Genomic DNA, 14,180 nt, shown 5'->3' on the forward strand with positions numbered 1-14,180 from the left:
AGGGCCGTCGAACGCTCCGCGAGGTTATCCGATCGCCCACAGCGAGTCCAACCGCGCTGCTCCAAACCCGTAGCGCCGTACGCCGAGTCGCGGGATGAGCGACCGGTCGGCCCAGCGATTGTCCGCAGATTCGGGCCGCGGGCGCCACGAAACCGCGGACAACCGGAGCACAGCAGGCAGGGAGCGCGCCGCTAGGAGCGGGAAGGCTGCGAGGCCCGCGCGTCTTCCTCGACGGCGGCCGCCGGTGCGGGCTTGGGCGCGGGCGCGGTCACCGTCGGTATCCCGGGCGGGGGCTGCTCCACGGGCGTCTCCCGGCGGGCGCGGATCCACGCGGCGCGCCGGCCCGGCAGCCGCGCGGCGACCGGCTGCTCGTCGTCGCGCGACCGTGCGTCCATCCAGCCGCGGGCCCGGTCGCGCACGGTCTGCACCTCGCGCATCGGCCAGATGCGGGAGGCGGCGGCGTTGAACGCGGCGCCGATCAACACCCCGATCCCGAGGAAGTACAGCCAGATGAGCACCACGATGGTGGCCGCCAGCGGCCCGTAGATGCTCACGCCGTTGATCGACGCGCCGAGGAACCAGCGCAACGCCATCGAGGTGACCACCCAGATCGCAAGCGTCAGCGTGGCCCCCGGCAGCGCGCGTACCCACGGCGTACGTCGCGGCGTGGCGATGTAGTAAAGCGTCGCGAAGCCCAGGATCGTCAGACCCCCGACAAGGGGCCAGTAGAAGTTCATCAGGAAGAGGAACTTCGCCGGCAGTCGCTGCTCGAGCAGTCCCGGGCCCACCACGATGAGCGGCACGACCAGTGCGCCGAAGACCAGCGTCACGAAGTAGAGCGACAGGCTGAGCACGCGGGTGCGCACGATCCCGCGACGCCCGCCCTGCCCGTACATGATCGAGATCGTGTCGAGCAGCACGTTCAGGGCACGTGATCCTGACCACAGGGAGAGCACGAAACCGACCGATACGACGTCCGGCCGTCCGCCGTTCAGGGCCTGTCGCAGCGTCGGGACGAGCACCTCCTGCAGGCTGTCCTCGGTCAGGAAGCGCGCGGCGTACCGCACGATGCTGTTGGTCACGTCCTGCCGCACGCCGGCGCCGAGCCAGTTGCCGACATACCCCACCAGACCCAGCAGCCCGTAGAGCAGTGGCGGAAAGGAGAGGAGGGCGAAGAAGCCTGCTTCGGCGGCCAGTCCGGTCACGCGGTAGCGCATGCAGATGCGCACGGTGCCGAGCACGAGCCGTACGAACGAAACCAGCCCGGGCACCCGCCCGAGCTTCTCGCGGAGGGCCGATCTGTCCAGGCTCACGGGGTGCAGTGGGCCTGCGTGCGATTGGTCACGACAGCCACGGTAGCTGTCAGGAGCCCCAACTCCATGCACCATGATGGTCCGATGGACATTTGGCCCGGCCGCCCATATCCCCTCGGCGCGACCTTCGACGGCAGCGGAGTCAACTTCGCGCTCTTCTCCGAGGTCGCCACGGGGGTGACCCTCTGCCTGATCGGCGAGGGCAACGAAGAGACCCGCTACGCCCTGACCGAGGTCGACGGACACGTCTGGCACGGCTACATCCAGGGCGTGCAGCCCGGCCAGCGCTACGGCTACCGCGTCGAGGGGCCGTTCGACCCCGCGCAGGGGCACCGTTGCAACCCCGCCAAGCTGCTCCTCGACCCGTACGCGAAGGCGATCGACGGCCAGATCGACGGCCACGAGTCGCTCTTCTCCTACCGGTTCAAGGACCCCAAGAAGTTCAACGACGACGACTCCCTGGGTCACACCATGACCTCGGTCGTCATCAACCCGTTCTTCGACTGGGGCCACGACCGCCCGCCGCAGCACGAGTACCACAACAGCGTCTTCTACGAGATGCACGTCAAGGGCCTCACGATGACCCACCCGGACGTGCCCGAGGAGATCCGCGGCACGTACGCGGCCGTCGCGCACCCCGCGATCATCGAGCACCTCAAGGAGCTCGGCGTGACCGCCGTGGAGCTGCTGCCGGTGCACCAGTTCATCCAGGACACCACGCTGACCGACCAGGGGTTGTCCAACTACTGGGGTTACAACACCATCGGCTTCCTGGCGCCGCACAACGCGTACGCCGCAGCGGGCACCGACGGCCAGCAGGTCACCGAGTTCAAGACGATGGTGAAGGCGCTGCACGACGCGGACATCGAGGTCATCCTCGACGTCGTCTACAACCACACCGCCGAGGGCAACGAGCTCGGCCCCACCATCTGCTTCCGCGGCATCGACAACTCGGCGTACTACCGCCTGGTCGACGACGCGAAGGAGCACTACTACGACACCACGGGCACCGGCAACAGCCTGCTGATGCGCCACCCGCACGTACTGCAGCTGATCATGGACTCGCTGCGCTACTGGGTGCAGGAGATGCACGTCGACGGGTTCCGCTTCGACCTCGCCGCGACGCTCGCCCGCCAGTTCCACGAGGTCGACCGCCTGTCGGCGTTCTTCGACATCATCCAGCAGGACCCGGTCATCTCCCAGGTCAAGCTCATCGCCGAGCCCTGGGACCTCGGCGACGGCGGCTACCAGGTCGGCAACTTCCCCCCGCTGTGGACGGAATGGAACGGCAAGTACCGCGACACCGTGCGCGACTTCTGGCGCGGCGACGGCGCGACCCTCGGCGAATTCGCTTCTCGCCTCACCGGTTCCAGCGATCTGTATGAGCACTCCGGGCGTCGTCCGATCGCGTCGATCAACTTCGTGGTCGCCCACGACGGCTTCACGCTGCGGGACCTGGTGTCCTACAACGAGAAGCACAACGAGGCCAACGGCGAGGGCAACAAGGACGGCGAGAGCAACAACAGCTCGTGGAACTGCGGCGTCGAGGGTCCGACCGACGATCCGGACATCAACGCACTGCGCCAGCAGCAGGAGCGCAACTTCATCGCGACCCTGCTGCTCAGCCAGGGCGTGCCGATGGTCGCGCACGGGGACGAGCTCGGACGCACCCAGGGCGGCAACAACAACGTCTACTGCCAGGACAACGAGATCGCCTGGGTCGACTGGGAGTTGGACGACTACGACCAGTCGTTGCTCGATTTCACCCAGCAGGCGATCGCCCTGCGGACGGCCCACCCGACGTTCCACCGACGCCGGTTCTTCCAAGGTGCCGCGACCCGAGGCGGCGCCAGCGACATCGGCGACATCATCTGGTACTCCCCCGGTGGTTCGCCGATGGGCGAGGAGGACTGGACGAACGGCTACGCCCGCACGCTGATGGTCTTCCTGAACGGCGCCGAGATCCGCACCCCCGACACCGTCGGGCGCGATGTCACGGACGACCACTTCCTGATGCTCTTCAACGCCCACTACGAGGACGTCGACTTCGTCGTGCCGAAGGACGTGCCGGACGCGTCGTGGTCGGTCGCGCTGCGTACCTCACCGGTCAGCGCGGAGGACGCCGCGCAGACGACCACCTATTCACCGGGCGAGACGATCGCGCTCCCGGCGCGCTCGATGCTCGTCCTACAGAGCCCGCTCGGCTGATTTCGGCCGAGGACGGCGCAGGCGCGCCGGTTGGGTTATCGGCGGTGCGGCCACTTTCCTGCGCCGGCTGACACTGACCGGGTGGGTTATAGGCGGTGCGGTCATTTTCCTGCACCGGCTGACCTGCGAACGAGAGTCGGGGGCTGATCAGCTGGACGCGAGCCGCGCCTTCTGCTCCGACACGTCGTACGACGGCGCCGGCCACTGGGGGTCCATCGCCCGCAGGTGGTGCAGCAGCAGGTGGTGCACCGCGAGGCGCGCGTACCACTTGTGGTCCGCCGGCACGACGTACCACGGCGCGGCGTCGGTCGAGGTCTTGTCCATGACGAGCTGGTAGGCCTCCTGGTACGCCGGCCAGAAGCCGCGCTCGTCGACATCGTTCGGGTTGAACTTCCACTGCTTGTCGACCCGGTCGAGTCGCCCGGCGAGACGCTCACCCTGCTCCTCGCGCGAGACGTGCAGCATCACCTTGATCACGGTGGTGCCGTTGTCGACGAGGGTCTGCTCGAAGCCGTCGATCTGCCCGTATCGACGACTGATCGTCGCGGGCGGCACGAGGTTGTGCACCCGTGCCACCAGGACGTCCTCGTAGTGGGACCGGTCGAAGACACCCACGCTGCCCGCCGGCGGGAGCGCGTTGCGCACGCGCCACAGGAAGGGGTGACTCAGCTCCTCGCGCGTCGGCTTCTTGAACGCGTGGTGCGTGACGCCCTGCGGGTCGAGGGACCCGACGACGTGCCGCATGATGCCGCCCTTGCCGGACGTGTCCATCCCCTGCACGACCAGCAGCACGTTGCGCCGGCCGCCCTGGGTGCTCTCGGCGTACATCCGCTCCTGGAGGTCGTCGAGCTCGGCCGCCGTGGTTTCCTGTGCCGCGACCGCGGTCTTCTTTCCCTTCGTGAAGCCCGGTGTCGATGCAGGCGCACGGTCGGCCAGGACGAACCCCTGGTGCACCCGCAGCGCCTTCTCCAACGTCGTCGCGAGGTCCTTGGCGGCTGCCTTCTTACCCATGCGGGTCTCCCTGATCGCTCCCGGTTGCTTGGATGGCACAGTGCGCCAACTCATTCCAAGCCCTTCCGCCGAGCTTAGCGATGCCGAGCTGGTGCGGCTCTACTCCACGGAACCCGCCCAGGACGAGCCGCGGACGCACGTGCGGCTCAACATGGTCTCCACCGTCGACGGCGCCGCTGCCGGTCCGGACGGCCTGTCCGGGTCGATCGGCTCCCCCGCCGACCGACGGGTCTTCGACGTGCTGCGCGCCTGGGCGGACGTCGTCCTCATCGGGCGCGGAACGTATGCAGCAGAGCAGTATTCGGCGCTGACCACCCCGGAACACCTGGCGTCCTTCCGCACCGGCCCCGCACCCCACCCGGACCTTGCCGTGCTGACGTCCACTCAGCTGCTGGCGCAGCCCACGACGCCGGAGCGCGGAGCCGTCTACTCCGTGGCGGGCGCGCTCGAGGAGGTGCTCGCCCGGTTCCGACGGGGCCGGATGACACGGGTGCTCTGCGAAGGCGGTCCGCACCTGGCGAGCTCGATGCTCGAGCACGGGCTCGTCGATGAGATCTGCACGACGACGACGCCGATGACGCTGTCCGGCACCGCGATCCGCACGCTGTCCGGCCCCACTCACCGATCCGACCTGCAACTGCTGTCGCTGGTGGAGCAGGACTCCACGCTCATCGCCCGCTGGGGGGTCGGGAGCGCAGGGTGACGCGTCGCCGTACACACGACGAAGCCCGCGGCCGATGGCCGCGGGCAACGTGTGTCAGTTGGGGACGATCAGCCGATCGACTCCGGTTCGTTGCTGAGGTCGACCTTGGCGACCGCCTGCTGGCCCTTGTCGGCCAGGTAGGACTCCGCGGCGACGTAGGCGCCACCGAGGGCGAGCGCGGCGGGCACCCGGCCGAGCGGCAGGAGCCGCGCGAGACCGATGACCGGCACCGACGCGAGGCCGACGATCAGGCTGGGCAGAGCGATCTTGGCGAGCTGCTCCTGCGCGGGCGGGATCGGCAGCCCCTTGGTCGAGACCGTGAACGCACGGGGGCTCGACGGGTCCTGCACGATCGTCGCGGCGTAGGCGCCGCCGACCAGCGCCACGGACAGCAGCCGCCGCTTGGGGAGCGCGCTCGGCAGCAGAACACCGAGGGCGAGTGCTGCGGCGGGGCCGGCGGAGAACGGGTTGACCTTCACGTGGCTTCACTCCTGGTGCTCGGGGTCATGCGAGATGAACCGACTCTACTCACAGACGCGAGACCCCGGCCCGGGTCGACCGTCAAGAGCAGCCGCGCTATTCGTCGTCGGCGCCTCGCCCGGACTCGGCCACCCGCGTCCGCACGAAGGTCTCGACCACGGAGCGCCACCGCTGCGGGTCGACGTTCCACTCCCGACAGTGCAGCGCGGTGTGCCAGGTCTCGAGCTGGATGACGTCGGGTCGGGCCTCGGCCAGGTCGCGCGAGGGCTCGTAGGGCACGAAGTCGTCGTCCACGGAGTGGATCAGCAGGGTCGGCACCCTCAGTTCGTCGGCCCGCGCGATCCAGTCGGTGTGCGGGATCGACAGCGGCATGCTGACCCCACCGAACGACTTGCTCCACGACTGACCGACGAGGCGCTGGGCGGCATGGCTGAGCGCGAGCGGCAGCCGGTGCGCGGCCGCATGGGAGTCGATGACCTGCCGCCAGCTCACCACCGGGGCGTCGAGGACGACCCCGACCACTTTGTCGGCGTACGCCGAGTGGTCCAGCAGCTGCAGCACGATCGCGCCGCCCATCGACCACCCGAAGAGCACGATGCGCTGCGCGCCGCGCTCGACGGCGTACGCGAGCGAAGCTTCGATGTCGCGCCATTCGGACAGTCCCAGGTGGTAGCGACCGTCGGCGTTGGGCGGGGTGTCGACGTCGTTGCGGTAGCCGGGCACCAGGATCGCGAGACCGAGGTCGTGCAGCAGGGGTACGGCGCGCAGCGCCTCGGCGCGGAACGCCCCGCGACCGTGCACGAGGACCGCCCACACGTCGTCCTGCGGCTGCGCCGGCTCGCTCACCCACCCGGGCATGGTGCCCAGCGGGCCGTCGTACGTCATCTCCTGCAGCTTCGTGCCGTCCTCTACCGACGGCGCGGGGTAGAAGTAGCTGCTGAACCGGGCCGGGCCGGGGGTCAGCCGTCCGAAGTCGACCGCCAGCACCTCGCGAGTGACCGATTCGTCGTCCTCGTGGAGGATCTCCCCGATCCGCGCATGGCCTGAGAACGACTGCCAATACAGGCTGTAGCGCCCCGGTGACGCCGACGCCGGCGTGCGTCGGAGGGTGACGGTGTCGGCGTCGACGGCAAGCACCGTCTCGTCCTCGGCCACCGTCTTGGCAGGTGTCAGGATCTGGCGGACGAAGTAGCCGCCGAGCCCGACGAGTGAGGCTCCGGCGACGGTGACCCCCACGGCTCCGGCGGTCGCTGTCCTTCGGATGACGTGGCTCACGGCGTCATCGTGTCAGGTCGGACCGGCCGGCAGGGCGCGGCATGACCCTGACGGCGTTCACGTTCGTTGACGGTGTTCAAAGACCGTCAACCGACGCGAACGCCGTCAGGGTGGGGAGCGGCCCGCAGAGCCCGGGCGGACGGCGGAGCTGAAACGCAGTGCGGGTCAGTCCGCTGCCACCCCGAGCCCCGGCACGATGTCGGTGAGGCGGAAGTTGACCGGCTCCTCGAGCTGCTCGTAGGTGCACGACTCCGGCGTGCGGTCATCCCGCCAGCGGATGAAGTGCGCGAGATGCCGGAAGCGTGTGCCCTCCATGTGCTCGTACTTCACCTCGAGCACCCGCTCGGGACGCAGGGGGACGAACGACAGATCTTTCGTCGCGTTCCAGCGGCTCACGTTGCCCGGCAGCCGCTGACCCTCGTGCGCGGCGGGGCTGGACCACTCCTGCCAAGGGTGGTCCTCCCCGTCGCCGAGCAGCAGGGGTTCCAACTCCTCGACCAGCTCCGCACGCCGTTTCGCTGTGAACGCTCCGACGACGCCGACGTTCTGCAGGCGACCGTCCTCGTACAACCCGAGCAGCAGCGAACCGATGAGCGGCTTCTCCTGCGTCGAGGTCTTGTGCCAGCGATATCCGGCGAGCACGCAGTCGGCGGTCCGCGTGTGCTTGATCTTGAACATCACCCGCTTGTCCTGCTGATACGTGCCGTCCAGCGGCTTCGCGACGACCCCGTCCAGCCCGGCGCCCTCGAACTCGGTGAACCAGCGCTGCGCGACCTTCGGATCGGTCGTCGCCGGCGTGACGTGCACCGACGGCCCGGCACCGGACAGCGCCTCGACGAGCATCGCCCGGCGATCCTCGAAGGGGCGGCCGCTCAGGTCCTCGTCACCCAGCGCCAGCAGGTCGAACGCCACGAACGACGCCGGCGTCTTCTCGCTCAACATCGTCACTCGCGACACCGCCGGATGGATGCGCTGCTGCAGCGCCTCGAAGTCCAGGCCGTGGTCGGTCGCGATCACGATCTCGCCGTCGACCACGCAGCGCTCCGGCAACTCCTTCAGCACCGCTGCCACCAGCTCCGGGAAGTACCGCGTCATCGGCCGCTCGTTGCGGCTGCCGAGCTCGACCTCGTCGCCGTCCCGGAAGACCAGCGAGCGGAACCCGTCCCACTTCGGTTCGTACGACGCGCCGTCCGGGATGCCGGGCACCGACTTGGCCAGCATCGGCTTGACGGGTGGGTTCACGGGAAGTCGCACGACTCAGCCCTCCATCTTCTTGCGCGACGGCTGCACGCGCGGTGGCTCGCCCGGCATCTTCGGATAGTCCGGCGGGAAGGGCATCTCCCCCAGGCCTCGTTCGTCGACGTCCCTGTCCCACAACGCGACCGCGCCGCGTACGTCGCCCACGGCACCTCGCTGCGCCCACGCGTCACCACGGTCGTCCAGCAGCTTCGGCACCGTCGCGATGGTGAAATCCTTCGTGGCGATGTCGCCCAACTCCTCCCAGCGCACCGGCATTGACACGGGCGCCCCGGGCAACGGCCGCGGGCTGTACGCGCCCGCGATGGTGCGGTCCCGGCATGCCTGGTTGAAGTCGACGAAGATCTTCTCCCCGCGCTCCTCCTTCCACCAGGCGGTGGTGACCAGCTCCGGCATCCGGCGCTCCAGCTCGCGGGCGACGCCGATGACGCCGTGACGGACGTCGAGGAACTCGTGTGTCGGCTCGATGCTCGCGTAGATGTGCAGGCCCCGGTTGCCGGACGTCTTCACCCGCGGATCGAAACCCGCCTCCCGCAGCACGTCCCGCAGCTCGGTGGCCGCCTCGACGACGTCGGCGAACGACCGCTCGGGCTGCGGGTCCAGGTCGATGCGCAATTCGTCCGGGTGGTCGTTGTCGTCGGCACGGACCGGCCACGGGTGGAAGGTGACGGTGTTCATCTGGATCGCCCACACGGCCGTGGCGACCTCGTCGAGCACCAACTGCGGGTGCGAGCGACCGGAGGGATAGGTGCAGGTGACCGATCGTGCGTACTCAGGAACCCCGCGCGGCGGGTTCTTGGAGAAGAACCGCTCCCCGTCGACCCCGTCCGGGAAACGTTCGAGGGCGACCGGCCGGTCGCCGTTCGCGCGCAGGAACGACTCCCCCACGGCGATCAGATACTGCGCCAGATCCAACTTCGTGTAGCCGTCGTCCGGCCACATCACCCGGTCCGGGCTGGAGAGCCGGACGGTACGCGGCTCGCCGCCCGGCGACTCGATCTCGAGCATGACCGGCTTGCTGGCGCTCATGCTGCCCGACCCTAGCCGCGTGCACCCCCAGCACTGCGGGATCCGCCGGGCGAGCGCCCGTCCGACGCCGAAGAGGGCAGCTCCGCGTTCACCGAATGGTCATCCGCGCCCCTCCCGCGGGCCCTCTCAGGATGCATACAGTCGAACGACCGACTCCACCCGCGATCCACCGTCGCGCCGCGGAGAACCGCACCGTCACAGATAGGAAAGCTCACCATGCCCCGCATCTCGACCAGCAGACGCACCCTCAGCGCCTTCGGCACCGTCACCCTCTGCGCCACGGCAGGCCTCGCCCTGTGGCAGCCGGCCGCCCACGCCGCATCCGGCACGACCATCGACCAGATCCAGGGCGCGGCGCATGTCTCGCCGCTGAAGGGTCAGACCGTGCAGGGCGTCGCCGGCCGCGTCACGGCCACCAGCCGCACCGGCTTCTGGATGCAGTCGATGACGCCCGACTCCGACCCCGCGACCAGCGAGGGGATCTTCGTCTACACCAAATCCGTGCCCACGGTCAGCGCCGGCGACGACGTCACCGTCGCGGGCACTGTCGTGGAGTTCCGCCCCGGCGGCAGCGGCGGCGTCGGCAACCTCAGCACCACCGAGCTGAGCGGGGTCACCGTCACCGTCGTCAGCACGGGCAACCCGCTGCCCGCCCCCGTCGTCATCGGCCGCGACCGGATCGCGCCGCAGCAGACCGTCGAGCAGGGCAATCCCGGCAACGTCGAGACGGCCGGGACCCCGTTCGACCCGTCCCGCAACGCCCTCGACTTCGATGAGTCCCTGGAGGGCATGCGCGTCGCCGAGCTGAACGCGAAGGCCGTCGGCCCGACCGCCGTGTCGTACGGCGAGACGCCCATCGTCCCCGGGCAGAACGTCCGCGCCATCTCCACCCCGCGCGGCGGAGTCCTCTACTCCGGATACGACCACCCCAACTCGATGCGGCTGATCCTCGACACCGCGCTGCTGCCGACGGCGAGTGTGCCCAGCGCTGCGAACGTCGGCGACCGGTACGCCGGCCTCACCACCGGCGTCATGGACTACACCTTCGGCAACTTCCACCTGATGGCGACCTCGGTGGGCCAGCGGCGCTCCGCCGGCCTCACCCGCGAGGTGACGGCACGCGCCTCCCGCTCCCAGCTCGCGGTCGCGACATTCAACGTGGAGAACCTCGCGCCGCAGGACCCCGCGACCAAGTTCAGCCGGCTCGCCGGCCAGATCGTCACCAACCTGCGCGCCCCCGATCTGGTCGCGCTGGAGGAGATCCAGGACAACAGCGGCGCCACCGACGACGGGACCACCGACTCCTCCGCGACCGTCGCGAAGCTCGTCGCCGCGATCAGCGCTGCGGGCGGCCCGTCGTACCAGGCGCGGTGGATCAACCCGCAGGACAAGACCGACGGCGGCCAGCCGGGCGGCAACATCCGGCAGGTCTTCCTCTTCCGCACCGACCGCGGGCTGTCCTTCGTGGACAAGAGCGGCGGTTCGGCGACCTCGTCGACGACCGTGACCGGGAAGGGCTCTCGCACCTCGATCAGCGCCTCGCCCGGGCGCATCGACCCGACGAATGCCGCGTGGGACGACTCCCGCAAGCCGCTGGTCGGAGAGTTCCGCTGGCAGGGCGCCCCGGTCTTCGTCATCGCCAACCACTTCGATTCCAAGGGTGGCGACGACCCGCTGATGGGCCGCTGGCAGCAGCCGGTCCGCAGCTCGGAGAACCAGCGGCACCAGCAGGCCACCCTCGTCCGTGGTTTCGTCGACAGCCTGTTGTCGGCGAACAAGAAGGCGAACGTCGTCGTGCTGGGCGACCTCAACGACTTCGAGTTCAGCGCGACCGCCGACATCCTGGCCGGTCACGGTGGCACCCGCCTCACGGACCTGCCGCGCACGCTCCCGAAGAACCAGCGCTACACCTACGACTTCGAGGGCAACAGCCAGGTGCTCGACCACATCCTGCTGAGCCCGGCGCTGTCCGAGGGCTCGGCGTACAGCTACGACATCGTGCACACGAACGCGGAGTTCAGCGACCAGGACTCCGACCACGACCCGCAGATCGTCCGGCTGCACATCGGCGGCTGAGCACCAGCTGACGCGCCGCGACCCGTACGCCGCCGAGCTGCCGGAAACAACCGGCCGCTCGGCGGCGTTGGTCTAGGTAGTCCACCCGAGAGGAATACGCCATGTTCGGTCGCACCACCGACAAGTCCGAAGGCACCAACGAGAAGACCTACCCCGTCACCAAGTCCGACGCGGAATGGCGCGAGCAGCTGTCTCCGGAGGAGTACCAGGTGCTGCGCAAGTCGGGCACCGAGCGCGCGTTCACCGGCGAGTACACCGACACCGAGACGACCGGCATCTACAACTGTCGGGCGTGCGGCATCGAGCTCTTCCGCAGCACGGGCAAGTTCCACAGTCACTGCGGGTGGCCGTCCTTCTACGAGCCGTCCGAGGGCGACAACGTCGAGCTCATCACCGACCGCTCGATGGGCATGAAGCGCACCGAGGTGCGCTGCGCCAACTGCGGTTCGCACCTGGGCCACGTCTTCGAGGGCGAGGGGTACGACACCCCGACCGACCAGCGCTACTGCATCAACTCGGTCAGCATCACCCTGCAGCCGACGTCCTGACGTCTTCCGCACGACGACGAGGGTCGCGGCGCGCTCCATGGAGCGCGCCGCGACCCTTTTCGCCGTGTTGGAGGCCCGGCTCAGCGTAGGGCGGTCGCGAAGTCGGCGACGCTCGTCTGCGGGCCGGTGAAGAACGGCAGCTCCTCGCGCACGTGCCGGCGCGCCTCGGTCTCGCGAAGGGCACGCATGAGGTCCACGATCCGGTGCAGCTCGTCCGCCTCGAACGCCAGCAACCACTCGTAGTCGCCGAGCGCGAACGACGCGACGGTGTTCGCGCGCACGTCGGCGAAGTCGCGGGCGGCCAGACCGTGATCGCGCAGCATCGTGCGGCGCTCGTCCTCCGGCAGCAGGTACCAGTCGTAGGAACGCACGAACGGGTAGACGCACAGGTACCGCTTGGGCGGCTCGCCCGCCAGGAACGCCGGCACGTGCCCCCGGTTGAACTCCGCGGGCCGGTGCAGCCCGACATTGGACCAGAACCCGTCCAGGTGCCGCCCGAGCGGCGTCGCGAGGAAGCCCTTGTACGCCGCCTGCAGCGCCTCGATGGTCTCGGCGTGCCACCACACCAGCAGGTCGGCGTCGGCGCGCAGCCCGGACACGTCGTACATGCCGCGGACGACCACTCCCTCGGCGTCCAGCCCCTTGATGAACTGCTCGGTCTCGCCGACCAGCTCGTCCCGGTCCGCGGGCAGCTCGCGGGCGACCGTGAAGACCGAGTACATCGTGTAGCGGATCGAGGCGTTGATCTGCTCGGCGTGCTCGGTCGTCGGCTGCGGGTTGTCGTGGTGCGTCATGGCTCCATCGTCCCAACGTCGCCTGACCGCCTCACAGCCGGGTGACCAGCTCCTCGGCCGCCCTGCGCCCGGACGCGATGCAGGCCGGGATCCCGACCCCGTCGTACGCCGCACCCGCCAGTGCGAGCGTCGGGTGCGCCGCCGTGGCCGCGCGGATCGAGGCGACCGTGTCGAGGTGACCGACCGCGTACTGGGGCAGGCCGCCGCCCCAGCGGCGCACCTGCGCATCGACGGGCTCCGGCATCGCGCCGACCGCCTTCCGAAGGTCCGCCAGGCCGATCCGGATGAGGTCGGCGTCGTCTTTCTGCAGCACGCGTTCCTCGCCGTGCCGCCCCAGGGACACCCGCACGAACCGCAGATCCGGCACCGCGTCCGTGAGCCACGGCCACTTGCTGCTGCTGAAGGTGGACGCCTTGATCTGCGCTCCGTCGACCGGGGGCACCAGGAAGCCCGTCGTTCCCTCGAACGCTGCGCTATCGGACGCGCGGAAGGCGAACGTCACCAACGCCATCGACGCGTACTCGATGGTCCGCAGCGCCGCCGCCGCGTCGGGTGCCGGGTCGCTCAACAAGCGCGCGGTCGGCGCCGCCGGGGTGGCGAGCAGCACCGCGTCGGCATGCATCGTGGTGGCGGGCGCGGCGTCCCCGGTGCCGGCGCCGGACTCCGAGCCGGTCAACCGCAGCCGCCATGCCGGACCTTCCGCGGTCAGGCCGGAGACGACCGCACCGGTCCGGATCGTCACCCCCGCACCGCGTGCCGCCTCGGCCAGACGGGCCGGCAGGGTGCCCAGACCCCCGTCGACGGCGGCGAACACCGGCTCGTCCCGGCGGGCGGCGCCGACCTCGGCCGCGCGCGCCGCGGTCTGCAGCAGGGAGCGACCGGCGGCAGCTGCCTCCCACAGGGCCGGCATGCAGGCACGCGCGGACAGCGCGCGGGCGTGCCCGGCGTACACCCCGCCGAGCAACGGTTCGACCAGGCGGTCGACGACCGCACTGCCGCAGGCGCGTTCGACCAGGTCACCGATGCCGATGTCGGCACCGTCGAGGTCCACGGAATGCTCATCGCGCACCCGCGCCACCTCGTCGTCGGTCAGCAGGCCGCGCAGCGACGACGGGTCGGAAGGCACACCCATCAACGTGCCCGCGGGCATCGGAGTCATGGCGCCTCGGCTCCACAGGCTTGCGGGGAATCGCTCCGGATGCACCAGTGGAGCGTCGATCTCGGCCATCAGCTCCAGGGCCTCGGGTCGTCGTGCCAGCACCGACTCGGCACCTCCGTCGACCACGTGGCCGGCCACCCGGATGGAGTCGAGCTTGCCGCCGAGCCGCGACGTGCTTTCCACCAGCACGACCTCGTGACCCGGACGCCGGGTCGCCAGGTGCCAGGCGGCGGCCAGCCCGGTGATGCCCCCGCCGACGATCGCGATCGTGCTCATGGGAGCAAGCCTCGCAGCCCGCCGCCGGCGTTCGAGCGGCAGCCGCCGAAG

12 protein-coding genes are annotated in these 14,180 nt (G+C 69.8%); 4 read left to right on the plus strand and 8 right to left on the minus strand.

Annotated elements, in window-relative coordinates:
- Window positions 1-191 precede the first annotated feature (191 nt).
- Window positions 192-1,313: a YihY/virulence factor BrkB family protein gene (locus tag HNR15_RS09655; protein ID WP_343048486.1), complete on the minus strand. Its 1,122-nt coding sequence runs from the start codon at window positions 1,311-1,313 to the stop codon at window positions 192-194.
- 84 nt (window positions 1,314-1,397) lie between these two features.
- Here HNR15_RS09655 and glgX point away from each other — a divergent pair, with 84 nt between their 5' ends.
- Window positions 1,398-3,521: a glycogen debranching protein GlgX gene (glgX, locus tag HNR15_RS09660; protein WP_179481243.1), complete on the plus strand. Its 2,124-nt coding sequence runs from the start codon at window positions 1,398-1,400 to the stop codon at window positions 3,519-3,521.
- A 147-nt stretch (window positions 3,522-3,668) separates the two neighbouring features.
- On the opposite strand, the gene HNR15_RS09665 is transcribed toward glgX, so the two are convergent.
- Entirely contained in the window at window positions 3,669-4,532 is an 864-nt protein-coding gene (locus HNR15_RS09665; RefSeq protein WP_179481245.1) for a PPK2 family polyphosphate kinase, read from the minus strand.
- Here HNR15_RS09665 and HNR15_RS09670 point away from each other — a divergent pair.
- Window positions 4,531-5,235: a dihydrofolate reductase family protein gene (locus HNR15_RS09670; RefSeq protein WP_179481247.1), complete on the plus strand. Its 705-nt coding sequence runs from the start codon at window positions 4,531-4,533 to the stop codon at window positions 5,233-5,235. The two genes, HNR15_RS09665 and HNR15_RS09670, sit on opposite strands and share 2 nt — an antisense overlap.
- Window positions 5,236-5,303: 68 nt before the next feature.
- Here HNR15_RS09670 and HNR15_RS09675 read toward each other — a convergent pair whose 3' ends face one another.
- From HNR15_RS09675 to ligD, 4 genes are all read right to left on the minus strand, one after another.
- On the minus strand, window positions 5,304-5,714 hold the full coding sequence (locus HNR15_RS09675) for a hypothetical protein (RefSeq protein WP_179481249.1): 411 nt from the start codon (window positions 5,712-5,714) through the stop codon (window positions 5,304-5,306).
- 97 nt (window positions 5,715-5,811) lie between these two features.
- Window positions 5,812-6,990: an alpha/beta fold hydrolase gene (locus tag HNR15_RS18815; protein WP_179481251.1), complete on the minus strand. Its 1,179-nt coding sequence runs from the start codon at window positions 6,988-6,990 to the stop codon at window positions 5,812-5,814.
- A gap of 165 nt (window positions 6,991-7,155) precedes the next feature.
- Window positions 7,156-8,244 (minus strand): ATP-dependent DNA ligase, encoded by a 1,089-nt coding sequence (locus HNR15_RS18230; RefSeq protein WP_343048487.1) that lies wholly within the window; start codon window positions 8,242-8,244, stop codon window positions 7,156-7,158.
- A gap of 3 nt (window positions 8,245-8,247) precedes the next feature.
- Window positions 8,248-9,276: a non-homologous end-joining DNA ligase gene (ligD, locus tag HNR15_RS18235; protein WP_246305908.1), complete on the minus strand. Its 1,029-nt coding sequence runs from the start codon at window positions 9,274-9,276 to the stop codon at window positions 8,248-8,250.
- A gap of 216 nt (window positions 9,277-9,492) precedes the next feature.
- Between ligD and HNR15_RS09690 the strand changes: the two genes are divergently transcribed.
- A complete protein-coding gene (locus HNR15_RS09690) occupies window positions 9,493-11,352 on the plus strand; it encodes an endonuclease/exonuclease/phosphatase family protein (RefSeq protein WP_179481253.1) in 1,860 nt (619 codons plus the stop codon).
- 101 nt (window positions 11,353-11,453) lie between these two features.
- Window positions 11,454-11,900, plus strand: coding sequence for a peptide-methionine (R)-S-oxide reductase MsrB (msrB, locus tag HNR15_RS09695; protein ID WP_179481255.1), 447 nt, complete (start codon window positions 11,454-11,456; stop codon window positions 11,898-11,900).
- A gap of 80 nt (window positions 11,901-11,980) precedes the next feature.
- Here the strand turns inward: msrB and hemQ are convergent, their stop codons facing one another.
- On the minus strand, window positions 11,981-12,694 hold the full coding sequence (hemQ, locus tag HNR15_RS09700) for a hydrogen peroxide-dependent heme synthase (RefSeq protein ID WP_179481257.1): 714 nt from the start codon (window positions 12,692-12,694) through the stop codon (window positions 11,981-11,983).
- 31 nt (window positions 12,695-12,725) lie between these two features.
- On the minus strand, window positions 12,726-14,129 hold the full coding sequence (hemG, locus tag HNR15_RS09705; protein ID WP_179481258.1) for a protoporphyrinogen oxidase: 1,404 nt from the start codon (window positions 14,127-14,129) through the stop codon (window positions 12,726-12,728).
- Between the last annotated feature and the right edge of the window lie 51 nt (window positions 14,130-14,180).

The sequence above is a fragment of the Allobranchiibius huperziae genome (genome assembly GCF_013410455.1).
GTDB lineage: Bacteria > Actinomycetota > Actinomycetes > Actinomycetales > Dermatophilaceae > Allobranchiibius > Allobranchiibius huperziae.